Genomic DNA, 24065 nt, shown 5'->3' on the forward strand with positions numbered 1-24065 from the left:
GAACCCGGTAGTTAAGCCTTCCAGCGCCGATGGTACTGCACTCGTGAGGGTGTGGGAGAGTAGGACGCCGCCGAACTTTCTTTCCCTCAGGGGCACCCGACTGGTCGGGTGCCCCTGAGGGCTTTTTTGCGTTCAGGACTTGAGGATCGCCTCGGCCAGTGTGGTGCCGGACAGCCAGGCGGTTTCCACTTTCGGGGTGCCCCACGCATCGCCGGCGAGGCCCACGCGTTCCGGACCGAAGTGGAACGGGCGGTCGCCGGGAGTGGCGGGGCGGGCGAAGTCCCAGCGCCAGGCGTCGGAGGACTCAGGTCCCTCGGGCAGGTTGAGCAGCTCGCGTACGGCGGTTTCCAGCTCCCTGCTCGCGGCCACGGCGTTCGTCGTGAACCGGTCGGCTGCCTCCGCGGTGGAGTGGGCGACCAGGACGGGTGCGCCGTCGCCCCGCCGGCTTCCGTCGTCGAACAGGGTCGTCAGCACCGGGTGGTCGTTGACGAAGGCACCGCCCTGGAAGTCCCAGTTCCGCTCGGCGAACTCGTACGTCGCCACGACGGACGGCAGCCACTCCTGGCTCCGTGCCACCGCCAGGGTCTCGACCAGCTTCGGCGAGAGGACTCGCACCGCCTCCGGGCCTGGCATGGCCAGTACGACGGCGTCGGCGGGCTCGCCGTCCACGAGAGGACCTGGTTCGACCCGTGACACCTCGTGCCACGAGAGCACGTCCAGACCGTTCGCCAGGTCCACCACGAGCGAAGTCAGGCCACCCGGAGCGGCCCACCGCATCGGACCCGTGGTCGTGCTCCAGCCCGCGGGGGAGTGGATGGCGAACGTGTCGGTCCACTCCCGGGCCAACCCGGCGGCCCGCCAACGCTCGACCACGGCCGCGAACCGGTCGTCGGAGACGGTGAAGTACCCGGCGCCCATGTCCACCGGTCGCCCGCCGTGCGGTTCAGCCCACATCCGCCCGCCGGGCGTGGCCCGTTCCAGGACACGGACGGTCACACCGGCTGAGACGAGCGCCCGCGCGCACGCCACCCCGGCGATACCGGCTCCCACCACGGTCACGTTCACGTCGTCGTCCTCCCCCCTGTGGTCGGTCACGGTGCCGACCGGCTTGACCGCTGTCCGGGCGATCCCGTCCGCGCGACCGGGTGATGTGAGGTCTGCTCCCCTGTCGCATCCCTACCGTTGTTGCCCATGACCGGCAAATACGCGATCGGGCAGTGGGCGGGGGAGGCTTCGGTGCCGTGGCGAAGACGCAGGAGACGGGGCAGGCACGCGCGAAAGAGACCTTCGTCGGAGACCTCGCCCACGTGGGTGTCCGCCGTCCTCGGCGTGATCGTGCTGATCGTCCTGGTGCTCCTGCTGCTCACCTACGTCTAGCGGGACCGCCGTTCCAGCGGCACTGCGGTCGAGTGGGACTGCGGTCGAGTGGGACTGCCGGCTAGCGGGACTGGAGGGCGTCCAGCGCGATCGCCTGCGCGATCACCAGGCGGCGGTCCACGTGTGGGTCTGGCACCCGGATCAGGTACTGGTCGCGCAGCCACGTCTTCTTGTCCACGCTGAACACCGGCGGACCGCCCTCGCGGCCGAAGTCGAAGTGGTAGCGCATCGGGAACGGCAGGTCGCCCACGAACGGCAGGAAGGACCAGATCCGGCGCAGCACGGCGATGCCGTGGTTGCGCTCGCGCCCGGTGGCCACCGGCGTCCCGGCCTGCTCCAGGTGCCAGGTCGAGTTGAACAACGACTTGCCGAAGTCCTTGCGGAACAGGCCGATCGGCCGGCCGTCGCCGTCGGTGACGTCGTAGCCGCTGCCGAGGTCGACGACCTTGCGCGCCTTGAACCGGGCCAGCACGTGTTGTTTCGAGGAGTCGGTGTAGACGACGACCTCCTCCTTGAGCTTCATCCGCTTCTGTTCGGCGAACGCGACGACCTGGCCGGTGTTGCCGTGGCCGTCGTCGGCGAACGCCTCGTAGCGGTTCACCATCATGGTGATCTTCTGGTGCAGGTGCAGGGTGTCGATGGACTGCATGGCCCCCTCATTCGACTGGCCGGAGGTCTCCGGTCGGGAAGCGCCGTTCGTTGCGCTCGATCTTGGCGAAGGCGGCCTCGACCAGGTCCACGTCGAGCTTGTCCGCCAAGCGCACCAGGTAGTGGACCACGTCGGCCAGCTCGTCGCGGACGTGCCACGCGAGTTCGGGGTCCTCCATGGCCTTCGCGGCCTCTTCCGGGGTGAGCCACTGGAACAGGTCGGTCAGCTCGCCCACCTCCGCGGACAACGCCATGACGAGGTTCTTGGGCGTGTGGTAGGTGTCCCAGTCGCGCGCGGCGGCGAAGCGGCGCAGGGCGTCGCGGAGGTCGTCCAGGTTGCTCATGCCCGCAGAGCTACCACACGGTGGTCGCTGGGCCGGACACCGCGTACCCGTTTGAAGGCCGTGCTGAAGGCGAAGCCGTCGGTGTAGCCGACCGCGCGGGCCACCGATCCGACGGTCGCGCCGGGCTCGGCCAGCAGGTCGGCGGCGACCGCCATGCGCCACTCGGTCAGGTAGGTCAACGGCGGCGCGCCGACCGCCGCGGTGAACCGCCTCGCCAGGGCCGCGCGGGACACGTTCGCCTTGGCGGCCAGCTCGCCGACCGTCCACGCGCGGGCCGGGTCGTCGTGGATCGCCCGGAGCGCCGGCCCGACGACGGGGTCGCCCAGCGCGGCGTACCAGGCGGGCGGGTTGGCCTCGGGGCGCGCGAACCACTCGCGCAGGGCGGCGACGAGCATGAGGTCGAGGGCCCGGTCGAGGAGGGTGTCCTGGCCCGGCCGGTCGCGGCCCACCTCGGCCTTGAGCAGGTCCAGCACGGGGCACGGCTCGTCCGGGTTGGGCACCACGAACACCTGCGGCAGCGCGTTGAGCAGGCGGTCGCAGACGCTGCCGACGACGTCGTAGCGGCCGGTGATCACCACGGATTCGCCGTCGTGCGCCGACCCGTAGGTGCGGGTGCCGAGCCGCCACCGGTCGCAGTCGGCGTCGGAGGTGTCCACCTGGGGCGGGGTGGCCGGGTCGTCGGCGAGGACGAACGCGTTCGGGCCGCGCACCAGTCCGACGTCGCCCTCGCGCAGCCACATCGGCTCGTGGCCGTCGACGACCAGCCAGCCGCCGCGGCCGGCGATCATCACCAGGATCAGCGGCGTGTCGCCGGCGTAGCGCTGGCCCCACGGCGGGGTCGCGAAGGACCGGCACAGCTGGGCGCCTTGCGCGCGGACCCCGCGGAGGAGGTCGGTGAGAGCGTCCACGTAGACGATTGAACATGCGATCGGGCGTCTCGGCCATGTTCCGTCCAGCACGATCTTGGCAGGCTTGGGGTCATGACAACGACCTTGGTCCTCGGCGCCACCGGCAAGACCGGCCGCCGCGTCACCGCCGCTCTTGGCCCCGCCGCCCGCCCCGCGTCCCGCTCGTCCGCGCTGCGGTTCGACTGGTCCGACTCCTCCACGTGGGCCCCGGCCCTGGACGGCGTGTCGGCGGTCTACCTGGTGCCGCCCGCGAACAACCTGGAGTCCGCGGAGGTCGAGGCCTTCGTGCCCGCCGCCGTCGCGGCCGGTGTCCGCCGGATCGTGCTGCTGTCGGCGCGCGGCATCGACCCGGCGGACGGCCGCGAGGCCGCCGTCCGGGAGTCCACTGTGGACTGGACGATCCTGCGGCCGACGTGGTTCCAGCAGAACTTCAGCGAGGACTTCCTGCTCCCGATGGTGCTGGGCGGAGAGGTGGCGCTGCCGATGGGCGCGGGCGGCAACCCGTTCATCGACGCGCAGGACATCGCGGACGTCGCCGTGGCCGCCTTGACCTCCGACGCCCACGCCGGCCGCGTGTACGAGCTGTCCGGCCCGGAGGCGATCTCGTTCCCGGACGCGGTGGCCCTGGTGGCGGAGGTGTCGGGGCGCGAGGTGAAGGCGGTGGACGTGCCGGAGGAGCCGTTCACGGCGGCGTTGGCGGAGGCCGGCTTCTCGCCGGAGTACGCGGCCGTCCTGACGGCCTCGCTGGCGGCGATCCGCGACGGCCACGACGCCCACCTGTCGACGGGCGTGCAGGAAGCGCTGGGCCGCGAACCCCGCCGGTTCGAGGACTACGTCAAGGCCGCGGCCGCGGCGGGTGCCTGGTCGTAGGGGTCGGGTGCGGGCCGTGGGGTGCGCACGGCCGCTCGGCACGGAAGCTCACCCCACCGGGACTCGAACCCGGCCCTCCCGAGTAGCAGTCGGGTGTGCAGCCAGTTGCACCTTGGGGACGTGCCGATCGGTGGTGGAGGCCGGAGTCGAACCGGCAATGCCCAGGGGGCGCCCGGTTTACAGCCGGGTCGGGCTCCGCAGCCCGTCTCCACCGGAATTGTGGAAATGTGCGGTGACGAATTGACGTGAAATGCAGAGGAGCCGCCCGGATCGGTTTCCCGATGGGCGGCTCCCCGGCGGCGGCGCGCCGCGCGCCTACGTCAGGGAAACCGCGCCCACCAGGGCATACGTGGCCGGGAGACCTCGGTCGGCGGCGCGGACGGCTCCGTGCTGCCAACCGGAGGGGAACTCCGCGTTGCGCTTGTCCGTCATCACATCCGCTCCCGGTCTCGTCGTTGTGCCTTCGAGTATGCCGGATCTGCTCCGGGGTGCACAATGATTTTCGTTGAATTCGCCGTTCACCAGAGGCGTACTGCGGGTCGGAACAACGCTCTCGCGGTGAAGAATGCGATGCCCGAGAGGACCGCCGGCAGGGCGAGGGCGGCGAGGTACGCCCACGCCCAGCCGGCGAACGCGATGCCCTTGGTCGCGCTGCGCCCACTGGTCACCAGCAGCACGAACAACAGGCACGTGAACGCCGAGACGACCGTGGTGCACGTCCACACCGCGCCGAGCACGCGCCGCGTGACCCGTGCCCCGTTCAGGTCCAGGTGGTCGTTGACGACGTAGGGCCGGGCCCCGGCCAGGCCGAGGGTGGCGAGGAAACCGCAGAGCGCGGCAGCGGCGCCGACCGCCCAGACGAGGGAGTTGAACGGGTCCCGGGCGGTCGGCAGGCGCAGGCCCGCGACGATGATCACGACGACCAGCGCCCCCGCCGCGACCGACAGCGGCACGCCGACCGCCGCGCACCGGGAGCGGATGTGCCGGGCGCGGTCCGGGTGCAGGCGCACGTACCGGGGCGGTGGCTGGGTGAGCGGGAAGCTCATGACCCGGGACGCCAATCCGATCCGTCGCCGTCGGTCACGCTCGCGTCGGCCATGTCCGCGGTGTTCGGCGCGGACCACGTCGAGCCGAGGTCGTGGACCTTCTGCCTGATCGCCGCCTGCTCGGTCTCGATCGTGTTGAAGTGCGACTCCAGCGCGAGGACCGTCGCGCCGACGACCGCCAACGAGGTCGCGACCGCGGTGGCCAGCGCGGCGATCGCCGCCGGGATGCCCACCACGGTGCAGGCGGCGGCGATGGCGACCACCGCGCCGACGACGAAACCCGCCAGCGCGAAGCTGATCGACAGCCAGAACACGTCGAGGGAGTTGGCGAGGCTGTTGAGGGACGCGCGGAGCTGGTTCGCGATGTCCTTGACCGCGTTGAGCCCGGCGGCCTGCGGCGGCACGGCGAGCTGGTAGGCGCGTGCGGCGCGGCCCTCCCACTCGACGGCCGTGCGCAGCTTGTCGGGGGCGATGCCGGCGGCGATGTCCCCCAGCACGTCGCCGACCTCGGCCACCCACCGCTCGCCGACCTGCCGGAGCCGGTCGGCGTCGCCCCGCTGCTCCCACAGCCCCGCGATGCGCTCCTGGAAGTCGCGGATCTTCTCCTCCAGCGCCACCAGGCCGAGCCGGATGGCCTCGATCAGGTGGCGCAGCGGCTCCGGCACGAAGCCGAGCACCTGCTCGACCCGCTCGAAGAACTGGTCGACCTTGCTGTCGGCGGCACGGGACTCGTCGGCGGCCCGTTGCACGAGGGGGTTCATCGCACGACCTACCGGACGATCTTGTTCAGGGCGTGGAGGTTGGCCTCTTCCTCGCGCTCGTAGGTGTCCGCGGCGGCGCGGAGGGTGGTGCTCAGGTCGTGGAACGCACGACCGGCCTGCGCGACCACGTCCTCAAGCGCGGTCCGCGCCTGTTCATAGGTGCGGTCCAACCCGCTGTCGACGGCCCACCGGGACAGGTCGGCGCCGGTGAGCGTGAGGCCGGTGATCGCGGCGGACGGGGCGTCCAGGCGGTCGGCCGCGGTCGCCCACGTGTTCGCGTCGGACCGCATCGCTTCGAGTGCGACGGAAAGGTCGGTCATCGGGTGAGCCCCAATCGGCGTAGCAAGGTCTGCGGATCGCTCAGGAGGGCGGTGAGTTCGCTGATGGCGGCGCTGTGCGGGCCGGACGCCAACTCGCCGGGGGTGCTCCGGGCGTGCAGCGCGGCCAGGACGTCGAGCAGTTCCGACCCGATCTCGGAGTCCCGGGCCCGGCGCGCCCAGTGCGGGTCGACGGACAGGTCCAGGACTCGGCCCGTTCGCGCGGTCCCGTGCACGTGTCCGCCTCGGCTCGTCACGGCGACGTCCCGGTCGACGACCCCCGCCAACCGCCGGGTGAACGCGTCGAGGTCGGCGTGGACGGCGTCGAGCAACTGCTGCGCCGCGGCCGGTGTGATGGGTTCGTCGGTGGGAGGAGTCGGTGGGGTGGTTGTGGTTGGTGGTCGCTCGGCCTGGTTGACCAGCGCTCGGAGGGTGGCGTCGTTCGCCGCCTCGACCACGGCCGCGCCGAGCCGGCGCGGGTCCAGCGCTTCGCGCCAACCCCGGTCGAGCGTCACCTGCCGCACCCGGGCCGTCTCGTCGACGGCGACGGTCACGACGCCGGCCGCGTCCCGCCCTACGAAGGTGTCCTCCTTGAGGCTCGGCCGCCGGCGTGGCAGGTCTTCGGGATCCGCTTCCTCGAACCCGAACTTGAACGTCTCGCTCATCGCGCCTCCTGTGCCGACGACAACAACTCCGACACCGCGTGGACCAGTCGTTGGTGGTCGGCCGGGCTCAACGTCGACCACTCCCGGCCGTCGCCGGACGGGCGGCGCGTGAACTGCCAGCGGCCTTCGGCGGTGTCGTAGAAGGACACGGCGTACGGGCCGCGCGTCCGGGGTCCGGGCACGCCGTGCCGGACCGGGCGCACGGCCGCGCCGAACTGCCCCATGCGCACGACACCGCCGAGCACCGAGCTGATCTTCTGCGCGTCCGGACGCGGGATCCCGTTGTCCCGCAAGGCCGCTTCCATCCGGGACGCGGACTCGCCGGCCGTGGCGGCGGCCTTCTCCAGGTCGGCCGCGGGCAGGCTCACCGACCGCGAGCGGGGCATCGCGTGCGGCGGCAGCAGCCCCACCACCGACGAGGCCAACGCGCTCTCGTCGATCTCCTGGAGGGACAGGGTTTCGGCCGTCAGCACGGCGAGCACGGCGTGCCCGCGCCGAGCCGCCGCGACGGCGCGGATGCGAGGCCCGTCGTCGAGCCTCAGCCGCGCGTCGACCTCCTGTTCGGGACGGGCGAGCAGCTCCAGCCACCCCGCCAGGCGCGGGTCCGGGTCACGCCGTGCGGCCAGACCCCGGGTTTCGAGGGAGTCCCAGGCGCCGTCGAACAACTTCCGGCGCTCGTCCAGGGTGGCGCCGTGCGCGGGGATCGAGAGGATCGCGGGGTACTCGCCCAGGCGGAGGTGGTCCCAGCACAGGTCGAACTCCAGCCGGGACAGCGTGAGTCTTCGCACTAGTCGTCGTCCCCGATCACCGGCGGCGACACGCGCGGGATGTCGTCCTCACCCCACAGGTCCGCCAACTCCTCCAGGTAGGGCGCGGACTTGTGCTCCACGTCGTCGTCACCCGGACCTCGCTGCGGTCCGCCGACCACCCCGCCCGGCACCGGTGCGCTCGCCGCGCCCCGCGATAACCGGGAGTTGTCGGAACCGGCCGGCGCGGCACCCTGACCGGTGCCGGTGCCAGTGCCGCCGGCACCCGTGGCCGGTTGGCCAGGGCCTAGCGGACCAGGTGTAAGTGGCCCGGGAGCGATGGGGCCGGGGCGGGGCGAGCCGGTGGACGGGACGCCGCCGAAGCCTTTCCCGGTCCCGGTCCCGGTCCCGGTCCCGGTCCCGGTCCCGGTCCCGGTCCCGGTCCCGGTCCCGGTCCCGGTCCCGGTCCCGGTCCCGGTCCCGGTCCCGGTCCCGGTGCCGGTGCTGCGACGGGTGGATGTGGGAGGCCTCCGGAAGGTCTCGGGAGGCGGGCGGTGGGTCGCCTTCAGCACCGGCGGGAGGATCGTGTTCGGTGGGGGCGGAGTGGGCTGCGGTGTCGGAACCGGCGGAGGTGCCGGTCTCGGTGTCACGTCGGCGGGTGGCTGTGCGGCGGAGGTGTTCGTGTCGCCGTCCGGCTGCGGCACGGCGGCCGGCGGTGCGACCACCGAGGGAAGGCTCTGGGCCCGGTCGGCGGTCGTGGTGCTGGTCGAGTCGCTTTCGTACTGCCGCGCGCGGGTCTCCTGCTGCGTGCTCTGGTCGAACGCGGGCTCGGCGACCTCCGTGACGACCTGCGGTGGCGGGGTGAACGCGCCGAGCAGGTCGACGGCCGCCGCAGCCCCGTCCCGGTAACCCTGCATGACCCGGACCGCTTCCTGCTTGGCCTCGAGGGCCGCCCGTTCCTGGACGTCCTGGTCGGTCTGGCCGCCCACCAGGTGCTGGAAGCCCGCCGGGATGCCCCAGAAGTCGTCGTTGGCCGTCGACGTGACCTCGACCGGCTCGGGCATCCGGTCCTTCGCGCTGCCGTAGAAGGAAGTCTGGGCGGCGAAGGCCTTGTGCGTCTCGACACCGGCGACACGGGCGTCCTCGGCCCACTGGACCAGCGGCGCGGAACCGGCCGCGAACCGCTCACCGGCCGGGCCGATCCACACGGCCTGCGAGTCGCGGATGGCCGATTCGAGTTCGCTCCTGGCGTTGCCCATGACCGCGCGGAAGGCGTTCCACGCGTCGTCGACGGCCTGGGCCGCGCGGTGCCCCGGACCACCGTGGATGTTGTCGTAGAGCTGGCGGTGTGACTGCGCGTCGAAGTTGTAGTCGCCGATCCCGGTCATCCCGCCCCCTCACTTCAGCAGGTTCTGCATGGCCGCTTCCGCCAGTTGCCGTGCCCCGTCACAGGGTTTCGGCACCCGGCTGGGGTCCGGCGCGGTCACGGAGAACCCGGCGGCGAGGTACTGCCCGGCACCCGTGTCGACCATGACGTCACAGCGGTGGGCGGTCGACGCAACCGTGACAGTGATCGCCCGGAACCCCGAGATCGGGTCGATCTCCTCGGATTGACCGAGGCGCTTGCCGTCGGTCCACACCTCGATCCCCTCGGCCGTGACGGGCACGAGGGTCGTCGACGCCCGCGTGGTGATCCAGTGGCAGCCGGTCGACCGCAGGGCGGTGACCTCCAGCGGCTTGCCCGGCCGATCGATGTCGAGCCGAGTGAGCTGGTCGGCGGTGAGCAGGTCGCAGGGTGCCCGGCCGTCGAGCTTCAGCTCACGCGGTCGGGAGGACGCGGGCCGGGGGTTGTCCTCGGTGGTGGTCGACGTGGTCGGCGCGGTGGCCGTCGAGCCGGTGGACGACCCGGACCCCGAGGAGCAGCCCGCAACACCCGCCACGGCCAGGAGTCCGATGACCGCTGCGGTCGAACGTCGTGACATGGTGGTCACTTGCCTCCGTCCACTTGCCCGACCGTGGCCGTGTTCGCGTCTTCGACCAGGTTGTAGGTCTTGGCGGTGCTTTCGAGTTGTTCGATGTTGCGATTCAGCTCGGCGATGAACGCCAGCGTGACCGTGATAGCGGTGCTCGCGTTCTCGCTGAACAAGTTCGCCGCGTCTTTCGATACGTCATCCTGAGCAACCGGGTGCGCCGGGAGGTTGCGTTCCTCTTGCTCCAAGAATTGCTGGACCATGTCCCGCACGGCCTCGAACTTGGCTTTGAGGGCCAGGATGCGGTCCGGCTCGATCTGCATGGTGACCGGCGCGGTGGCTGGACCAGCGGTTTCGCCACCGGCTTTCAGGAACGGCACAGTGCCCCCTCGTCGCTGCCCGACTCGCGGCAAGCTTCCCTCCGGGGAAGGAGTATCACGGCCTCGGGTGGATGTAGGGCGCATTTCGAGGGTTAGGAGGGCATTGCCACCCTATTGGGGTACGGGTAATGCCGAGTGGAATCCGGGTTGGTGCCTGAGCCGCGCCGAATCCGTGAGGTTCCGTCGCAGGTGGAATACGGCTCGTCAAGGGCCCCAGACTTCGATCGCGCGGACCACGAACGGGGCGTCCGGGACGTAGGTGCCCTTGCCCGGGTAGGTCGTGAACTCGGCTTCCGTCGAGCAGGTCGCACCCTGGAAGACCGTGGTGTCGCGGGTCAGGTTGTTGATGAAGGAGCGGGCGACCAGGCCGTCCGGCAGGGGGATGCACTCGCCGGGGTTGGCGGTCTCCAGGTCGAGGCGGGCCGGGCGGCCGGTGTAGTTGGTGCCCGGCCAGGCGCAGAACTCGCCGCGGTCGCAGGTGGATGTCTCCGGTTGCCGCGCCGACGCCGTGCCGCCGGACACCAAGGCGGCGGTGAGCACGAGGGTGGTCAGCAGGCTTCGGGTCGACATCGCGGGCACCTCCACCGGTTCAGCGTCCGGGGTCCGGGTGGGTCGTGCGGTGTCGGGGACGCTGGGTTCACTCGATTGTGTGGGCGTGTCCCGGGGGTGGCCAGTCGAGGTCGAGGCGCTCGGCGAGGGCGATCGCGTCGCGCGGGGCCATCACCTTGGCGTCGTTGTCGAAGTACACGTAAACGTCGCGGGTGGTCGCCCAGGCGCGGATCTTCGCCGCCCAGCGGTCCAGCGACTCGTCGGTGTAGCCGCTGACGTACAGCTCCTCCTCGCCGTGCAGGCGGATGTAGACGAAGTCCGCGGTCACGTCCTCCAGGTACGGGAACTTGTTGGCGGTGTCGGCGATGACGAGCGCGATGTCGTGCTCCCGCAGCAGATCCGGGAAGGCGTCGGTGCGGAAGGACTCGTGCCGGGCCTCCAGGGCGTGCCGCAGCGGGCGGCCGTCGTGGCTGCGGGGGAGGTGGGCGAAGAAGTCGGCCAGCAGCGGCGGGTCGAAGCGCAGGGTCGGAGGGAGTTGCCAGAGGAACGGGCCGAGCTTGTCGCCGAGGAGGAAGACACCGGACTGGAAGAACTTGGCGAGGGCCTGGTCCGGGTCGCGCAGCCGCTTCATGTGCGTGATGAACCGGCCGCCCTTGACCGCGAACAGGAAGTCGTCGGGGGTCTGCGCGTGCCAGGCGCGGAAGCTGGACTCGCGTTGCAGCGAGTAGAAGGTCCCGTTCAGCTCGACCGAGTTCACCCGGTGCGACAGGTGCTCCAGCTCGCGGCGGTGCGGCAGGCCCTTGGGGTAGAACACGCCCCGCCACGGCGGGTACAGCCAGCCCGACGTGCCGACGCGGATCACGCTCATATTGACCTCCACCGAGGTCGAGGGTGCAAGTTGTGCCTCATGGACGACCAGACGCTCGACGCCTACCTCGACCGGATCGGCGCCACCCGCACGAGCACCCTCGCCGAGCTGCACGAACTGCACTACCGCGCGGTGCCTTTCGAGAACCTGAGCATCCACCTCGGCGAGCCGATCGAGCTGACTGAGGACCGGCTGGTGGACAAGGTCGTGCGCCGCCGGCGGGGCGGGTTCTGCTACGAGTTGAACGGTGCGTTCGCGGCCCTGCTGACCGCGCTCGGGTACGAGGTGGAGATGTTGTCCGCCAAGGTGTTCAACGACGGCGTGTTCGGTCCGCCGTTCGACCACATGGCGTTGCGGGTCGGCGATCTGCTGGTGGACGTGGGTTTCGGCCGGTTCACGTTGCGGCCGCTGGACCTGACGAGCCGGGACGACCAGCACGACCCGATGGGTGTGTTCCGGCTGGTGGACGCGCCGCAGGGCGATGTGGACGTGTTGTTCGACGGGGTGGTGCAGTACCGGCTGGAGCTGCGGGCGCGCGGGCTGGAGGAGTTCCGGGCCACGTGCTGGTACCAGGAGACGTGGCCGGGGTCGCCGTTCCGGCGCGGGGCGACGTGCTCACTGCCCACCGACGACGGGCGGGTGACGGTGGCGGGGGACAAGCTGATCATCACCTCGGGCGGGGAAAGGCGGGAGGAGGTGCTGGACGACGCCGGGATCATCGAGGCGCACCGGAAGTACTTCGGCATCGAGCTGGACCGGGTGCCGCGGCTCTAGGTCGACAGGCGGGCGGCCAGGGCGCGGGCGTCGTGCGGGGCGGCGCCCTTCATGGTGTTGTCGAAGTAGACGTAGACGTCTTTCTTCCTCGCCCACCAACGGATCTTGGTCGCCCACCGGTCCAGGGCCTCGTCGGAGTACTGGCTCACGTACAGCTCCTTGTCGCCGTGCAGGCGGACGTAGACGAAGTCGGCGGTGATCTCCTCCGGTTCCGGGAAGCGGCCCGCCGACTCGGCGACGACGAGGGCGATCCCCTTGTCCCGCAACAGGTTCGTCACCTCGGGGGTGAGGTAGCTGCGGTGGCGGATCTCCAGTGCGTGCCTGGTGTCGGTGGGGAGGAGGTCGAGGAAGGTCTTGAGGCGGTCGGGTTTGCAGGGCAGCGTCGGGGGGAGTTGCCAGAGGATCGGGCCGAGCTTGTGCCCCAGGTCCCGCACGCCCGAGTCGAAGAACTCGGCGACCGCCTCGTCGACCTCGCGTAATCGGCGGTGATGGGTGATCTCGCGGTGGGCTTTGACGGCGAAGAGGAAGTCCTCCGGGGTGCGGGTGCGCCAGGAGGCGTAGTCGTTGGGGGTGCGCAGGCCGTAGAACGGGCCGTTGAGTTCGACCGTGTCGAGGATGCGGGACAGGAAGTCCAGCTCCAGGCGCTGCTGGAGGCCGCGTGGGTAGAAGTCGCCGCGCCACTGCGGGTAGCGCCAGCCGGACGTCCCGACTCGTATGTCACCCATGGTAATCGGTTGTGCCCGGAGCGCTGGCGATCGAAACGTGTAGCACGGCTGTAGCACTTTCACTATGATTGTGGCATGAGTGTCGCAACGATCGGGCAGCGCGAACTCCGCAACGACAACGCCGAGATCATGCGGCGGGTCGAGGCGGGGGAGAGCTTCGTGGTGACCCGCAACGGGCGTCCGGTGGCGGACCTGGTTCCGCACGTCGCGGAGGGTGTTCGGCCGCGCCGGACGCTGGCGGAGGCGCAGGCGGAGTTCCGCGGGCTGCCGCCGGTGGACCTGGACCGGTGGAACGCCGACCGCCGGGCCGACGACGAGGTGTTCGGCGCGGACGACCCGCTGGAAGACCCGTGGCGGCGGTGAGCCGCGTCCTGCTGGACACCTGCGTGGTGATCCGGTTGGAGGACATCGACTTCGGGGAGTTGGCGCGGGCGGAACCGGTGATCAGCGCGGTGACGGCGGCGGAGTTGGCATACGGCCTGGACGTGGACGACCCGGTCGAGCGCTTCGCCCGCACGGAGCGGTACTACGCGGCGCTGGACCAGTTCGAGGTGCTGCCATTCGACTTGGCCGCGGCGAAGGTCTACGGCACCCTGGCCGCCCTGGTCCGCCGCTCCGGCCGCCGCCCCCGGCCGCGCCGGATGGACCTCCAGATCGCCGCGACCGCGGCCGTGCACGGGATGCCGGTGCTGACCAGCAACGTCAAGGACTTCACCGGCCTGGACCGGGTCGTCGAGGTGATCGCCGTCCACCCGGCCTAGAACCCCGCCCCGTCGAGGGCGCCGGTGACCACGCGGTCGACCTGGTCCTGCTGGGGGTCGCGGGCGAGGGCGACCGTGCAGGGGCACTGGGACAGGTCGTTGCCGCACAGGTAGACGCCCAGGACGCGGAGGCTGCGCGCGGTCTGGCGCAGTCGGGCCGCGCCGCGGAGGCGGACCTGGCCGTAGACGGCTTTGGCGAGTTGGTACGGCGCGCTCGGTCCGAGGTCCACGCAGGCCTGGCTGTCCAGTTCCTCGGCCACGTGCGCGATGGGGCGGCACCCGAAGGCGCGGGCGGAGCGGAGGAGGCGCTGGTCGAGGCGCGAGACCAGGCGGCGGGCCACCTCGTCGCGCCAACGGCGGTCGCTGCGCAGAAATGCCACCAGCTCCTCGACGCGCAGGGGATCGGGTCGGGGGCGGCGGGCTCGGGTTCTTCGTCGGTGCGGAGTCATGCCCACCAAGATCGGCCAACCGAAACGTCTGTGAGCGATCCTCACCCGGCTGCGCGGCCCCAAGCACTCGCAAGAGGGAACTGCTCATAACGCACCGCGCCCGGCCGTCCCACGATGGGGGACGACCGGGCGCGGTGGGTGAAGCTGGTCAGGCCGGAACCGAAGCCACGCCGGGGGCGAGGAAGCGCTTGCCGGTGACCTTCTCCGAGATGCCGGAGCGGTCCAGGTACGGGGTGATGCCGCCCAGCCAGAACGGCCAGCCCGCGCCCAGGATCATGCACAGGTCGATGTCCTGCGCCTCGGCGACCACGCCCTCGTCCAGCATCAGGCGGATCTCCTCGGCCAGGGCCTCCAGCGCGCGCGCCTTGACCTCTTCGCCGGTCAGCGGCTTGTCGCCGAACCGCCACAGCGCCTGCACCTCGGGGTCGACGGTCTGCTTGCCCGTCGCGTCCCACTGCCACACCGCGTTCTTGCCAGCCGCCACGAACGCCTTCATGTTCTCCGACACGCCGAAGCGGTCCGGGAACGCCCGGTTCATGGTCTCGGCCACGTGCAGCGCCACCGGGGCGCCGACGAGCTGGAGCAGGATCAGCGGGGACATCGGCAGGCCCAGCGACTCGGTCGCCTTGTCCGCCACCTCGAACGGCGTGCCCTCGTCGATGGACTTCACGACCTCGCCCATGAACCGGGTGAGCAGCCGGTTCACCACGAACGCGGGCGCGTCCTTGACCAGCACGGACGACTTCTTCAGCTGCTTGCCCACGGCGAACGCGGTGGCCAGCGTCGCGTCGTCGGTCTGCGCCGCGCGCACGATCTCCAGCAGCGGCATGACCGCGACCGGGTTGAAGAAGTGGAAGCCCACGACCCGCTCGGGGTGCTTGAGGCCCGCCGCCATGTCCGTGATGGACAGCGACGACGTGTTGGTGGCCAGCACCGCCTCCGCCGACACGTGCTCCTCGACCTCGGCGAACACCTTCTGCTTGACGCCCAGGTCCTCGAACACGGCCTCGATCACGAAGTCCGCGTCGGCGAACGCGGCCTTGTCCAGCGAACCGGACACCAGCGCCTTGAGGCGGTTGGCCTTGTCCTGCGACACGCGGCCCTTGCCGAGCAGCTTGTCGATCTCGCCGTGGACGTAGCCGACGCCCTTGTCCACGCGCGCCTGGTCGATGTCGGTCAGCACGACCGGCACCTCCAGCCGCCGCGCGAACAGCAGCGCCATCTGCGAGGCCATCAGGCCCGCGCCCACGATGCCGACCTTGGTGACCTTGCGGGCCAGCGACTTGTCCGGCGCGCCGGCCGGCTTCTTGGCCCGCTTCTGCACCAGGTTGAACGAGTACAGGCCCGCGCGCAGCTCGTCGCTCATCACGACGTCGGCCAGCGCCTCGGTCTCGGCCGCGTAGCCGCGGTCAAGGTCGTTCTCCCGCGCCAGCTCCAGCAGCTCCAGGGCCTTCAGGGCACCGGGGGCGGCGCCCTTGGTCTTGCCCTCGACGATCGCGCGGGCGCGGGCCACGGCCGCGTCCCACGCCTCGCCGCGGTCGATCTCGCGGCGCGCGGGCACGATCTCCCCGCGCACGACCTGAGCCAGCCACAGCAGCGACTGCTCGATGTAGTCGGCCGACTCGAACAGCACGTCCGCGATGCCCAGGTCCAGCGCCTGCTTGGGGTTGAGCATCTTGTTCTGGTTCAGCGCGTTCTCGAAGATCACGGTGACCGCGTCGTTCGCGCCGATCAGGTTGGGCAGCAGTTGCGTGCCGCCCCAGCCCGGGAACAGGCCGAGGAACACCTCGGGCAGCGCGATGGCCGCCGCGTTGGCCGCCAGCGTCCGGTAGTGGCACGACAGGGCCAGTTCCAGGCCGCCGCCCATGACCGCGCCGTTGACGAAGGCGAAGGTCGGGACGGTCGACTCGGTGAACTTGCGGAACACGTCGTGGCCGAGCTTGCCGATGGTCAGCGCCTGCTCGCGGGCCGACGCGCCCTCGACGGCGGTCAGGTCCGCGCCCACGGCGAAGATGAACGGCTTGCCGGTCACCGCGATGGCCACCGGCGACGCGGCCACGGCCTCGTCGAACGCCGCGTTCAGGCTCACCAGCGACTGCGGGCCGAACGTGGACGGCCGGGTGTGGTCGTGGCCGTTGTCCAGCGTGATCAGCGCGACCGGGCCGGCCAGGCCGGGCACGGACACGAGCCGGGTCTTGGCGTGGGTGACGACCTCGTCGGGGAAGAGGGCCTTGGCCTCGTCAGCGGTCAACGTGGTCACTTGGCTGCTCCGTTCCAGTGCGGGTTCTCCCAGATCACGGTCCCGCCCATGCCGATGCCGATGCACATGGTGGTGATGCCGTAGCGCACGTCCGGCCGCTCCGCGAACTGCCGGGACAGCTGGGTCATCAGGCGCACGCCCGAGGACGCCAGCGGGTGGCCGGTGGCGATCGCGCCGCCCCACGGGTTGACCCGCGGGTCGTCGTCGGCGATGCCGAAGTGGTCGAGGAAGGCGAGCACCTGCACGGCGAACGCCTCGTTGATCTCGAACAGGCCGATGTCGTCGATGGTCAGGCCGGCGCGCTTGAGGGCCTTCTCCGTCGCGGGCACCGGGCCGACGCCCATGACCTCGGGCTCGACGCCCATGAACGAGTAGCCGACCAGGCGCATGCCGATCGGCAGGCCCAGTTCCTGCGCGGTCTCCTCGTCGGCCAGGATGCAGCCGGTCGCGCCGTCGTTTAGACCGGCCGCGTTGCCCGCGGTGACCCGGCCGTGCGGGCGGAACGGCGTCTTGAGCTTCGCCAGGTCCTCGACCGTGGTGCCCGGGCGCGGCGGCTCGTCGGCGGTGGCCAGGCCCCAGCCGTGCTCGGCGGAGCGCGTGGCGACCGGCACCAGCTCGGGGCCGATCTTGCCGTTCTTCAGCGCGTCGGCGTACTTGGCCTGGGAGGCCGCGGCGTACGCGTCGGTGCGCTCCTTGGTGATCGCCGGGAACCGGTCGTGCAGGTTCTCCGCCGTGTTGCCCATGACCAGCGCGGACGGGTCGACCAGCTTGTCGGCCAGGAACCGCGGGTTGGGGTCGACGCCCTCGCCCATCGGGTGCCTGCCCATGTGCTCGACACCGCCCGCGATCACCACGTCGTACGCGCCGAACGCGATGCCGCTCGCGGCGGTCGTCACGGCCGTCATCGCGCCCGCGCACATGCGGTCGATGGCGTAGCCGGGCACCGACTTGGGCAGGCCCGCGAGCAGCGCCGCGGTCCGGCCGATGGTCAGGCCCTGGTCGCCGATCTGGGTCGTGGCCGCGATGGCGACCTCGTCCACCCGCTCCGGCGGCAGCTCGGGGTGGCGGCGCAGCAGCTCGCGGATCACCTTGACCACCAGGTCGTCGGCACGGGTCTCCGCGAAGATTCCCTTGGGGCCGGCCTTGCCGAACGGCGTCCGCACGCCGTCCACGAAGACCACGTTTCGAACGCGTGCCGGCGCTACTGGTGCGGCCACGGCGTCTCCTCCACTTGTGGTGACGTTTCTTCCCGCCGATCGGGCGGGGCGCGACTCCTACCGATCGGTAACCCCAACTCTAGACCCTGTTACTCGCCGGTAACCACAGTGGTCGCCCTGTCGGGTGTGTCACAGAACGCCCGGATGATCAGGAAGAGGGCGAACCCGAACGGCGACAGGATGATCGTGAACACCAGCAGGGGCCCCATGAGCAGCGGGTGCACGTCCAGCCGGCGGCCCTCCCGGTACATCCACGCGCCGATCAGCAGGTCCCAGGCGAGCACCTGGGCCCACACCGCGGACGTGCCCCAGTCGGTGCTCAGGAACGCTTTGAGGCCCTCCAGGCTCGGGCTGCTCATCGTCGTCCACAGCTCGGGCAGGTGCCCGGCGACCAGGACCGTGTAGACGACCAGGAGCGGTAAGGCGATCAACGGCGAGGAGGCGATCCGGTGCGTCCACCGCCACTTGGGGACGAAGACCATCAGCGCCCAGAACGGGACGGTGAGCGGGAAGGCGACGTCGAACAGGAACTGGCTCATGCGGCCACGGGCTCCTTGGGCTCGGCGGGCGTGGTGTCCTTGGTGCGCAGTGCCCAGGCTCCCGCCAGGACCGTGGCGGTGACCAGGAGCAGGAATGCGGTCCACGTGGTGCTGTCCGGCTGGAACAGCGGCTGGCCGCGCAGCGCCTGCCAGGTCGTCAGGGCGGTCAGCCCGAGGTAGCTCGCGCCGGCCACCCAGACGACGCGCGTGTTGGCGCGGCGGCCGAGCAGGACCACCAGCAGCGGCAGCACCTGGAGGGCGTGGATGCCGACGAAGTGGGGGACGCGCAGGTCCCCGCCCGCTGTGCTCCACCCGGTCGCCGGCATGTGGGGGCCGCCGTCGGGCGCGCCCACGGTGTGCGCGCCGGCGACGCCCGCGATGCCGGACTCCTGCCGGGCCATCAACTGGCCCAGGGCCAGGCCGATGAGCGAGATGCCCAGGCCGAGCCGGACCGCCAGACCCGCCGCGCGGTCGCGGAAGCGCGAGAACGTGAGGACGAGGGCGATGATCGCGTGCATCACCCAGACGACGAGGATGGTGCCCGCCATGGTCAGCCAGAGAGCGGCGTCGAAGTCGGTGGCGACGTTGAAGTGGCTGCGCCGGCCGCGCAGGACCTGCCCGACGATGATGACCATCTCGAGCGTCCCGCCGACGGCCACCGCGGTGCCCGCCCACCACCCGAGCTTCTTCAGGCGGGTGGCGAGGGTGAGCATCCAGGCCAGCGCGACCCCGTACATGCCCAGGGAGATCCCGAACTTGAACGGCTTGAACCAGATCGGGGAACCTGCCAGGACCCGGTCGTCCACGACCAGACCGATCGCGCTCACCACCGCCAGGGCGGCCATGAGCAGGGAGAACAGCATCAGCGGCGGGTGCCACCGGAGGAAGCGGGTCATGACGGGCTCCTGAGAACGGATAGCAGTGCTTTCTACTATCGGATAGTTACACTGTCCATTCTGAGAGTCGTCTCAGCTTCGACCGGATTCGAGGACGCATGCGCATCGCCGAACTGAGCCGCCGGACCGGCGTGCCCGTGCCGACGATCAAGTACTACCTGCGGGAGGGCCTGCTCCCGGCGGGCGAGCTGACCAGCCCCAACCAGGCCCGCTACGGCGAGGTCCACCTGCACCGGCTGCGGCTGGTGCGGGCCCTGGTGGAGGTGGGCGGGCTGTCGATCGCGGCCGTGCGGGACGTCCTGGGCGCGCTGGACGACCCGGAGAAGTCCCTGCACAAGGCGATGGGGACGGTCGAACGGGCCGTGGTCGGCACCGGCGAGTCGCCGACGGACGAGGTGGCGCACGCGGAGGCGCGGGCGTTCGTCGAGCGGCAGGGCTGGACCTACCGCCCGCACTCCGACGCGTTCCAGTCCCTGGTGAACGTGATCGTGACGGCCCGGGAGCTGGGGCACGAGTCGTTCATCGCCCAGCTGGACGGCTACGCCAGGGCCGCTCGACCACTGGCCGAGCAGGACCTGGACTACGCGTTGAGCGCGCCGACGAAGGACGCCGCCATGGAGATCGTCGTCCTGGGCACGGTGCTCGGCGACGCCGCTTTCGCGGTGGTCCGCCGCCTCGCCCGCCGCGAAGCCTCAGGCCTCCGCCAGGACCGCGCCCAGGCCGAACAGGACTGTGACCAGGCCGAACAGGACTGCGACCGGGACGAACAGGACCGCTGACCATGCCCTCGTTACCGGTGGAACCGGCTCCGGTCGATCGCCGACCAGGTCACCGCGGCCGGGCGGGTGGACGTGGCGGAGCTGAAGGCCTCGCTCGATCCCGACTCGGCGCCGTGGGCGGTCTGGCGGTTCTTCGACGGGTTGTCGGACGAGGAGCAGCGCCTGCGATGGGACCGGTTGGTCGCATTCCACCTGGTGGTGATGCTCTTCCTGAGGGCGTACGGCTACCCGATGCAGCGGCCGTCGCCGAAGCAGGTCCGCGCGGTGGTGCGGGAGGTGCGCAACCCCGAGGTCGTGGCCAACCTGCGCACCTGGCTCCGACGACACGGCGTCCGCCGCTCCGCCACCCGGCTCCTGCGCCGCCCCGCGCGCCTGACCGAACGTGGCCGACTCGCGAACCGGGCTTACCCGGGGCCGGGTTCGGCCGACTCGCGAACCGGGCCGACCCGCCGGCCGGGCTCGGCGGGTCGAGATTCACATCCCATCACTGAAATATTTAGTCCACTGAACTAAAAATTTCTGCCGTTTGGAACAACTGCTCGGAACCACCGTCCGGACCGACGACCGACCGGCCCGACTCGGGAACGGGGCCGACTCGGGAACGGGGCCGACTCGGGAACCGGGCCGACCCGGGCCGGCTCGGCGGACTCGCGGAATTGTCGGTGGGGCGTGGGATGATCGACTCGGGGGCCGGAGGCCACCGCCAGCGAGCCCCACGTCCGGGGGGCTCGCGAGCCGCACGGCTCAGGCGGGCTTGGCGTTGAGCGCCCTCGACAAGGCCTCCGCCGTCAGCTCGATCTGCCAGCGACGCGCTCCGCCTTCCCGCAACACCGCCGCCACGCCCTCCACCGAGGTGTCCGCCGGGGGCTGCCAGCAGGTCCGCCGCACCAGGTCCGGCAGCAGCAGGTTCTCCACCGGCAGCGTGTTGGCGTCCGCCACGGCCGTCAGCGCCACCCGGGCCGCCGCCAGCCGAGCCGCCGCGGCCGGGTCCTTGTCCGCCCACCGGTTCGCCGGCGGCGGGCCGTCGTTCTGCTGGGCGGGGTCGGGGAGCTCCGCGCGGGGAAGGGCGGCGGCGCGTTGGAGGGCGCCCAGCCAGACCGCGACCATGCGGCGTTGCGCGCGCCCGCGGAAGACCGGCAGAGCCAGCAGCGCGGCCTCGTCGGCGGGGTTGCGGACGGCGGCTTCGATCAGGGCGCTGTCGGGGAGGACTCGGCCCGGGGCGATGTCGCGTTCACGGGCCAGCGAGTCGCGTGTCTCCCACAGCGACCGCACGGCGGCCAGCTGGCGGGGACTGCGCACCCGGTGGATGCCCGACGTCCGGCGCCACGGCTCGGACCTCGGCAAGGGCCGCGGAGCGGTGCGGGCGGCTTCGAACTCCTCCAGCGCCCACTCCAGCTTGCCCTGGCGCTTCAGCTCCTGTTCGAGCACGTCGCGCAGCTCCACGAGCAGCTCGACGTCCAGCGCCGCGTAGTTCAACCAGTCGGCCGGCAGGGGACGGCGCGACCAGTCGGCCGCGCCGTGCCCCTTTTCCAGCCTGTAGCCGAGCAGTCGCTCGACGAGCGTGCCCAACGCCACCCGTTCGAAACCGGCCAGCCTGCCCGCCAGCTCGGTGTCGAACAGCGCGCTCGGACGCAGGCCGAGTTCGGCGAGGCACGGCAGGTCTTGCGACGCCGCGTGCAACACCCACTCGGTCCCGTCCAGCACCTCGACCAGCGGATCGAGCCGACCGCCCAGGGCGATCGGGTCGACCAGCACGGTCCCGGCGCCCTCCCGGCGCAGTTGCACCAGGTAGGCACGTTGCGAGTAGCGGTAGCCCGAGGCTCGCTCGGTGTCCACAGCGACCGGACCCGATGCTCCGGCGAGCGCGTCAGCGGCACGCCGGAGCGCCTGGGCGTCGGCCACCACCGGCGGAACCCCATCAGCGGGTTCCGTCAGCGGGACCGGCTCAGCCCCGGTTGGGTCGGTCGGCTCGTCGGAGGGTACGTCCACGGCGGAAGACCCTACGACGAACGCACCACTCGCGGGTGTGTTCGGCCCGTTCAGCGTGGCGACCCGGTCAGCGGATCACGCCGGCACGCATGGCCAGCGCGACCATCTGTGCCCGGTCCCCGGTGCCCAGCTTGCGCCCGATCCGCGACAGGTGGCTCTTCACCGTCAGCGCGGAAAGGCTGAGCGCTTCGCCGATCTCCTTGTTGCTCTGGCCATCGGCGACCAGCTGGAGGACCTCGACCTCACGCGCGGACAGCTCCCGCGGCGTGTTGTCGGTGCCCGGCACCCGGGTGCCCGCCGCGAGGACGGGCGCGACGCTCGGATCCGCGTAGACGCCGCCGTCGAGGACCCTGCGCACCCCGTCGGTGACCACCATCGGCGAGGCGGACTTCAGGAGGTACGCCTGGGCGCCCGCCTGGAAGGCCGACCTGACCGCGTAGGGGTCGTCGGAGGACGCGAGGACCACGATGCGGGGCCAGCCCTGGGCACGGAGTTCCGTGACCAGGTCGATGCCGGTGCCATCCGGCAGACCCAGATCGAGGATCGCGAGGTCGCACGGTCCGGTGGCGAGAGCCCGCGCCCGAGCTTCCGCGACCGAAGCCGCCTCATGCACTGTCCCGGCTCCCATCTGGGTGAGCCGAGCCGTTATCGCCTCCCTCAGCAGCGGGTGGTCGTCGACCACCAACACCGAAAAAAGCTCCTCCCGCGGGTGCGGGACCATGTTCGCCGGCAACGAGCCGGCTGGCGTGGTACGAACGGCCTGACCTAAGCCGACGGCAGCCACGTCACTACCTCCCTGGAGTCGGTCGTGCCCCCCGACCGGCACCGGGACTTTCGTCCAATCAGCCGCGCCACTGATCGACCGAAAGTGGTGTCGTCTGGGGCAGCGTAGCCGCCCAAGCGGGTCTACGGGACGATCAATCGGGTATCTATCCCGAACGAGTTGTCACTGATGGCCCCTGTTGTCACACGATCGGCTGACATCTGGATAGGGCGTGTAACGCGAGTCCGTCTCACGACGACAGACAGGAGTTGCCGGTGTCGAGCACCACAGGTCGAGGCCGAGCCGAGGAACTGCTGGCCCGGGTGCCGCTGGTGGACGGGCACAACGACCTGCCGTGGGCGCTGCGCGAGGTGTACGCCGGGGGGCAATTCGGTGAAAAGTCAACGCCGCCGAACGTGCGCGACTGGGCCTCCGCCACCGACCTCCGACTGCTCCAACCAGCACTCCAGACCGACTTTTTGCGGACTCGGCGGGGCCGGCTGGGTGTCCAGTTCTGGTCCGTGTGGGTCCCGTGCCGCCTCGCGGGCGACGCAGCCGTGACCGCCGTCCTGGAGCAGGTGGAGTTGGTCCACGAGCTGTGCGACCGCTACCCGGACCTCCTCGGGCTCGCCACGACCGCCGACGAGGCCGAGGCCGTGTTCGCCTCCGGCCGGCTGGCGTCCCTGATCGGGGCCGAGGGCGGGCACAGCATCAACTCGTCACTGGGCGTGCTGAGGGCACTGCGCCGGCTGGGCGTCCGGTACATGACCCTCACGCACAACGAGAACACCCCGTGGGCGGATGCGGCCACCGACGAACCCGCGCACGGCGGGCTGACCGAGTTCGGTGTCGAAGTCGTGCGCGAGATGAACCGCATCGGGATGATCGTGGACCTGTCGCACGTGGCCCCGTCGACCATGAAGGCGGCACTGGACGCCTCCAGCAGGCCGGTCCTGTTCACCCACTCCTCCTGCCGCGCGGTCGCCGACCACCCCCGCAACGTGCCCGATGACGTGCTCGAACGCCTCAGGGACAACGGCGGCGTGTGCATGGTGACCTTCGTGCCGCACTTCGTGTCCCAGCGCTTCGCCGAGTGGGACGCGCGCCTGAAGGAAGCGATGACCGAGGCCGGCGAGAACCACAACGACCTCGACACCCGCCACCGCTTCGCGGCCACCTGGACCGAGGGCGGCCCAACCCCGCACGTGACCATCGACGACGTCGTGGCGCACGTGGAGCACGCGCGCGAGGTCGCCGGCATCGACCACATCGGCCTCGGCGGCGACTACGACGGTGTGAAGCTGCTGCCGGAGGGCCTGGAGGACGTCTCCACCTACCCGGACCTGATCGGCGCCCTGCTGGACCGGGGCTGGAGCGAGGACGACTGCACCAAGCTGGCCGGCGCCAACGCGCTGCGCGTGCTCAGGGACAACGACTAGCGCGCCCGCCGCGACGACGAGGTCG

The 24065-nt window shown here is 71.1% G+C and carries 30 protein-coding genes and 2 tRNA genes; 8 read left to right on the top strand and 24 right to left on the bottom strand.

The genetic code is table 11. From position 1 onward, the window contains the following. Nucleotides 1–132: 132 nt before the first annotated feature. A complete protein-coding gene (locus tag RIN75_RS31875; protein ID WP_309115765.1) occupies nucleotides 133–1095 on the bottom strand; it encodes an FAD-dependent oxidoreductase in 963 nt (320 codons plus the stop codon). 96 nt (nucleotides 1096–1191) lie between these two features. Between RIN75_RS31875 and RIN75_RS31880 the strand changes: the two genes are divergently transcribed. Beyond that, nucleotides 1192–1377, top strand: coding sequence for a hypothetical protein (locus RIN75_RS31880; protein ID WP_309115766.1), 186 nt, complete (start codon nucleotides 1192–1194; stop codon nucleotides 1375–1377). A 61-nt stretch (nucleotides 1378–1438) separates the two neighbouring features. Here the strand turns inward: RIN75_RS31880 and RIN75_RS31885 are convergent, their stop codons facing one another. The 3 genes from RIN75_RS31885 to RIN75_RS31895 are packed head-to-tail and all read right to left on the bottom strand — an operon-like array spanning nucleotide 1439 to nucleotide 3277. Beyond that, complete coding sequence (locus RIN75_RS31885) at nucleotides 1439–2026, bottom strand: hypothetical protein (protein ID WP_309115767.1); 588 nt, start codon at nucleotides 2024–2026, stop codon at nucleotides 1439–1441. 7 nt (nucleotides 2027–2033) lie between these two features. Further along, entirely contained in the window at nucleotides 2034–2369 is a 336-nt protein-coding gene (locus RIN75_RS31890; protein WP_309115768.1) for a nucleotide pyrophosphohydrolase, read from the bottom strand. Then, entirely contained in the window at nucleotides 2366–3277 is a 912-nt protein-coding gene (locus RIN75_RS31895; protein ID WP_309115769.1) for an AraC family transcriptional regulator, read from the bottom strand. The genes RIN75_RS31890 and RIN75_RS31895 overlap by 4 nt, the downstream gene beginning before the upstream one ends. Nucleotides 3278–3349: 72 nt before the next feature. Between RIN75_RS31895 and RIN75_RS31900 the strand changes: the two genes are divergently transcribed. Then, the gene (locus tag RIN75_RS31900) at nucleotides 3350–4147 is read left to right on the top strand and encodes an NAD(P)H-binding protein (RefSeq protein ID WP_309115770.1); all 798 of its coding nucleotides are present in this window, start codon (nucleotides 3350–3352) and stop codon (nucleotides 4145–4147) included. A gap of 48 nt (nucleotides 4148–4195) precedes the next feature. Here the strand turns inward: RIN75_RS31900 and RIN75_RS31905 are convergent. From RIN75_RS31905 to RIN75_RS31960, 12 genes are all read right to left on the bottom strand, one after another. Beyond that, a tRNA-Ser gene (locus RIN75_RS31905) sits at nucleotides 4196–4268 on the bottom strand. Between the two features lie 10 nt (nucleotides 4269–4278). Then, nucleotides 4279–4360 (bottom strand) — tRNA-Tyr (locus RIN75_RS31910). Nucleotides 4361–4665: 305 nt separating this feature from the next. After that, a complete protein-coding gene (locus RIN75_RS31915) occupies nucleotides 4666–5193 on the bottom strand; it encodes a hypothetical protein (RefSeq protein ID WP_309115771.1) in 528 nt (175 codons plus the stop codon). Continuing rightward, complete coding sequence (locus RIN75_RS31920; protein ID WP_309115772.1) at nucleotides 5190–5954, bottom strand: hypothetical protein; 765 nt, start codon at nucleotides 5952–5954, stop codon at nucleotides 5190–5192. Before RIN75_RS31920 ends, RIN75_RS31915 begins: the two co-directional genes overlap by 4 nt. 8 nt (nucleotides 5955–5962) lie before the next feature. Further along, nucleotides 5963–6274, bottom strand: a complete 312-nt coding sequence (locus RIN75_RS31925; protein WP_309115773.1) for a type VII secretion target — start codon at nucleotides 6272–6274, stop codon at nucleotides 5963–5965. Next, a complete protein-coding gene (locus RIN75_RS31930; protein ID WP_309115774.1) occupies nucleotides 6271–6936 on the bottom strand; it encodes a YbaB/EbfC family nucleoid-associated protein in 666 nt (221 codons plus the stop codon). The genes RIN75_RS31925 and RIN75_RS31930 overlap by 4 nt, the downstream gene beginning before the upstream one ends. After that, a complete protein-coding gene (locus RIN75_RS31935; RefSeq protein ID WP_309115775.1) occupies nucleotides 6933–7724 on the bottom strand; it encodes an ESX secretion-associated protein EspG in 792 nt (263 codons plus the stop codon). The genes RIN75_RS31930 and RIN75_RS31935 overlap by 4 nt, the downstream gene beginning before the upstream one ends. After that, nucleotides 7724–9070: a PPE domain-containing protein gene (locus tag RIN75_RS31940; RefSeq protein WP_309115776.1), complete on the bottom strand. Its 1347-nt coding sequence runs from the start codon at nucleotides 9068–9070 to the stop codon at nucleotides 7724–7726. Before RIN75_RS31940 ends, RIN75_RS31935 begins: the two co-directional genes overlap by 1 nt. A 9-nt stretch (nucleotides 9071–9079) precedes the next feature. Beyond that, nucleotides 9080–9664 carry a DUF3558 domain-containing protein gene (locus RIN75_RS31945; protein WP_309115777.1) on the bottom strand — a complete coding sequence of 195 codons (585 nt, stop codon included), beginning with the start codon at nucleotides 9662–9664 and terminating at the stop codon, nucleotides 9080–9082. A gap of 5 nt (nucleotides 9665–9669) precedes the next feature. Then, a complete protein-coding gene (locus RIN75_RS31950) occupies nucleotides 9670–10032 on the bottom strand; it encodes a PE domain-containing protein (RefSeq protein WP_309115778.1) in 363 nt (120 codons plus the stop codon). Between the two features lie 204 nt (nucleotides 10033–10236). Further along, nucleotides 10237–10602 carry a peptidase inhibitor family I36 protein gene (locus RIN75_RS31955; RefSeq protein ID WP_309115779.1) on the bottom strand — a complete coding sequence of 122 codons (366 nt, stop codon included), beginning with the start codon at nucleotides 10600–10602 and terminating at the stop codon, nucleotides 10237–10239. Between the two features lie 67 nt (nucleotides 10603–10669). Next, nucleotides 10670–11449, bottom strand: coding sequence for a DUF72 domain-containing protein (locus RIN75_RS31960; protein WP_309115780.1), 780 nt, complete (start codon nucleotides 11447–11449; stop codon nucleotides 10670–10672). Nucleotides 11450–11488: 39 nt separating this feature from the next. Here RIN75_RS31960 and RIN75_RS31965 point away from each other — a divergent pair, with 39 nt between their 5' ends. Next, nucleotides 11489–12223, top strand: coding sequence for an arylamine N-acetyltransferase (locus tag RIN75_RS31965; RefSeq protein ID WP_309115781.1), 735 nt, complete (start codon nucleotides 11489–11491; stop codon nucleotides 12221–12223). Here RIN75_RS31965 and RIN75_RS31970 read toward each other — a convergent pair. Beyond that, a complete protein-coding gene (locus RIN75_RS31970) occupies nucleotides 12220–12948 on the bottom strand; it encodes a DUF72 domain-containing protein (protein ID WP_309115782.1) in 729 nt (242 codons plus the stop codon). The two genes, RIN75_RS31965 and RIN75_RS31970, sit on opposite strands and share 4 nt — an antisense overlap. A gap of 75 nt (nucleotides 12949–13023) precedes the next feature. Here RIN75_RS31970 and RIN75_RS31975 point away from each other — a divergent pair, with 75 nt between their 5' ends. Both RIN75_RS31975 and RIN75_RS31980 read left to right on the top strand, forming a co-directional pair. Then, complete coding sequence (locus RIN75_RS31975) at nucleotides 13024–13311, top strand: type II toxin-antitoxin system prevent-host-death family antitoxin (protein WP_309115783.1); 288 nt, start codon at nucleotides 13024–13026, stop codon at nucleotides 13309–13311. Beyond that, nucleotides 13299–13709 (top strand): PIN domain-containing protein, encoded by a 411-nt coding sequence (locus RIN75_RS31980; protein WP_375296048.1) that lies wholly within the window; start codon nucleotides 13299–13301, stop codon nucleotides 13707–13709. The genes RIN75_RS31975 and RIN75_RS31980 overlap by 13 nt, the downstream gene beginning before the upstream one ends. On the opposite strand, the gene RIN75_RS31985 is transcribed toward RIN75_RS31980, so the two are convergent. From RIN75_RS31985 to RIN75_RS32005, 5 genes are all read right to left on the bottom strand, one after another. Next, nucleotides 13706–14158 carry a hypothetical protein gene (locus RIN75_RS31985; RefSeq protein WP_309115785.1) on the bottom strand — a complete coding sequence of 151 codons (453 nt, stop codon included), beginning with the start codon at nucleotides 14156–14158 and terminating at the stop codon, nucleotides 13706–13708. The two genes, RIN75_RS31980 and RIN75_RS31985, sit on opposite strands and share 4 nt — an antisense overlap. 148 nt (nucleotides 14159–14306) lie before the next feature. Then, nucleotides 14307–16418, bottom strand: a complete 2112-nt coding sequence (locus tag RIN75_RS31990; RefSeq protein WP_309115786.1) for a 3-hydroxyacyl-CoA dehydrogenase NAD-binding domain-containing protein — start codon at nucleotides 16416–16418, stop codon at nucleotides 14307–14309. Beyond that, on the bottom strand, nucleotides 16415–17635 hold the full coding sequence (locus RIN75_RS31995) for a thiolase family protein (RefSeq protein ID WP_309115787.1): 1221 nt from the start codon (nucleotides 17633–17635) through the stop codon (nucleotides 16415–16417). The genes RIN75_RS31990 and RIN75_RS31995 overlap by 4 nt, the downstream gene beginning before the upstream one ends. 89 nt (nucleotides 17636–17724) lie before the next feature. Next, entirely contained in the window at nucleotides 17725–18174 is a 450-nt protein-coding gene (locus RIN75_RS32000) for an ABA4-like family protein (protein WP_309115788.1), read from the bottom strand. Then, nucleotides 18171–19070, bottom strand: coding sequence for a hypothetical protein (locus RIN75_RS32005; RefSeq protein ID WP_309115789.1), 900 nt, complete (start codon nucleotides 19068–19070; stop codon nucleotides 18171–18173). The genes RIN75_RS32000 and RIN75_RS32005 overlap by 4 nt, the downstream gene beginning before the upstream one ends. A 98-nt stretch (nucleotides 19071–19168) precedes the next feature. Between RIN75_RS32005 and RIN75_RS32010 the strand changes: the two genes are divergently transcribed. Together RIN75_RS32010 and RIN75_RS32015 are read left to right on the top strand one after the other, a co-directional pair. Further along, nucleotides 19169–19849: a MerR family transcriptional regulator gene (locus RIN75_RS32010; protein ID WP_309115790.1), complete on the top strand. Its 681-nt coding sequence runs from the start codon at nucleotides 19169–19171 to the stop codon at nucleotides 19847–19849. A 72-nt stretch (nucleotides 19850–19921) separates the two neighbouring features. Further along, nucleotides 19922–20362, top strand: a complete 441-nt coding sequence (locus RIN75_RS32015) for a hypothetical protein (protein ID WP_309115791.1) — start codon at nucleotides 19922–19924, stop codon at nucleotides 20360–20362. Nucleotides 20363–20593: 231 nt separating this feature from the next. Here the strand turns inward: RIN75_RS32015 and RIN75_RS32020 are convergent, their stop codons facing one another. Further along, entirely contained in the window at nucleotides 20594–21838 is a 1245-nt protein-coding gene (locus tag RIN75_RS32020; RefSeq protein WP_309115792.1) for a ribonuclease D, read from the bottom strand. 67 nt (nucleotides 21839–21905) lie between these two features. Further along, nucleotides 21906–22559 (bottom strand): response regulator transcription factor, encoded by a 654-nt coding sequence (locus RIN75_RS32025; RefSeq protein ID WP_309115793.1) that lies wholly within the window; start codon nucleotides 22557–22559, stop codon nucleotides 21906–21908. Between the two features lie 317 nt (nucleotides 22560–22876). Between RIN75_RS32025 and RIN75_RS32030 the strand changes: the two genes are divergently transcribed. Next, nucleotides 22877–24040 (top strand): dipeptidase, encoded by a 1164-nt coding sequence (locus RIN75_RS32030; protein ID WP_309115794.1) that lies wholly within the window; start codon nucleotides 22877–22879, stop codon nucleotides 24038–24040. Nucleotides 24041–24065 lie beyond the last annotated feature (25 nt).

It is taken from the genome of Saccharothrix sp. (genome assembly GCF_031180885.1).
GTDB lineage: Bacteria > Actinomycetota > Actinomycetes > Mycobacteriales > Pseudonocardiaceae > Actinosynnema.

Coding starts and splice junctions, on each gene's coding strand:
- RIN75_RS32025 (WP_309115793.1), bottom strand. CDS start 22,559: ATGGTCCCGCACCCGCGGGAGGAGCTTTTTTCGGTGTTGGTGGTCGAC.
- RIN75_RS31960 (WP_309115780.1), bottom strand. CDS start 11,449: ATGAGCGTGATCCGCGTCGGCACGTCGGGCTGGCTGTACCCGCCGTGG.
- RIN75_RS31970 (WP_309115782.1), bottom strand. CDS start 12,948: ATGGGTGACATACGAGTCGGGACGTCCGGCTGGCGCTACCCGCAGTGG.
- RIN75_RS31920 (WP_309115772.1), bottom strand. CDS start 5,954: ATGAACCCCCTCGTGCAACGGGCCGCCGACGAGTCCCGTGCCGCCGAC.
- RIN75_RS31915 (WP_309115771.1), bottom strand. CDS start 5,193: ATGAGCTTCCCGCTCACCCAGCCACCGCCCCGGTACGTGCGCCTGCAC.
- RIN75_RS31890 (WP_309115768.1), bottom strand. CDS start 2,369: ATGAGCAACCTGGACGACCTCCGCGACGCCCTGCGCCGCTTCGCCGCC.
- RIN75_RS31940 (WP_309115776.1), bottom strand. CDS start 9,070: ATGACCGGGATCGGCGACTACAACTTCGACGCGCAGTCACACCGCCAG.
- RIN75_RS31955 (WP_309115779.1), bottom strand. CDS start 10,602: ATGTCGACCCGAAGCCTGCTGACCACCCTCGTGCTCACCGCCGCCTTG.
- RIN75_RS32000 (WP_309115788.1), bottom strand. CDS start 18,174: ATGAGCCAGTTCCTGTTCGACGTCGCCTTCCCGCTCACCGTCCCGTTC.
- RIN75_RS32010 (WP_309115790.1), top strand. CDS start 19,169: ATGCGCATCGCCGAACTGAGCCGCCGGACCGGCGTGCCCGTGCCGACG.
- RIN75_RS32005 (WP_309115789.1), bottom strand. CDS start 19,070: ATGACCCGCTTCCTCCGGTGGCACCCGCCGCTGATGCTGTTCTCCCTG.
- RIN75_RS31885 (WP_309115767.1), bottom strand. CDS start 2,026: ATGCAGTCCATCGACACCCTGCACCTGCACCAGAAGATCACCATGATG.
- RIN75_RS31985 (WP_309115785.1), bottom strand. CDS start 14,158: ATGACTCCGCACCGACGAAGAACCCGAGCCCGCCGCCCCCGACCCGAT.
- RIN75_RS31945 (WP_309115777.1), bottom strand. CDS start 9,664: ATGTCACGACGTTCGACCGCAGCGGTCATCGGACTCCTGGCCGTGGCG.
- RIN75_RS31900 (WP_309115770.1), top strand. CDS start 3,350: ATGACAACGACCTTGGTCCTCGGCGCCACCGGCAAGACCGGCCGCCGC.
- RIN75_RS31930 (WP_309115774.1), bottom strand. CDS start 6,936: ATGAGCGAGACGTTCAAGTTCGGGTTCGAGGAAGCGGATCCCGAAGAC.
- RIN75_RS31880 (WP_309115766.1), top strand. CDS start 1,192: ATGACCGGCAAATACGCGATCGGGCAGTGGGCGGGGGAGGCTTCGGTG.
- RIN75_RS31965 (WP_309115781.1), top strand. CDS start 11,489: ATGGACGACCAGACGCTCGACGCCTACCTCGACCGGATCGGCGCCACC.
- RIN75_RS31925 (WP_309115773.1), bottom strand. CDS start 6,274: ATGACCGACCTTTCCGTCGCACTCGAAGCGATGCGGTCCGACGCGAAC.
- RIN75_RS31975 (WP_309115783.1), top strand. CDS start 13,024: ATGAGTGTCGCAACGATCGGGCAGCGCGAACTCCGCAACGACAACGCC.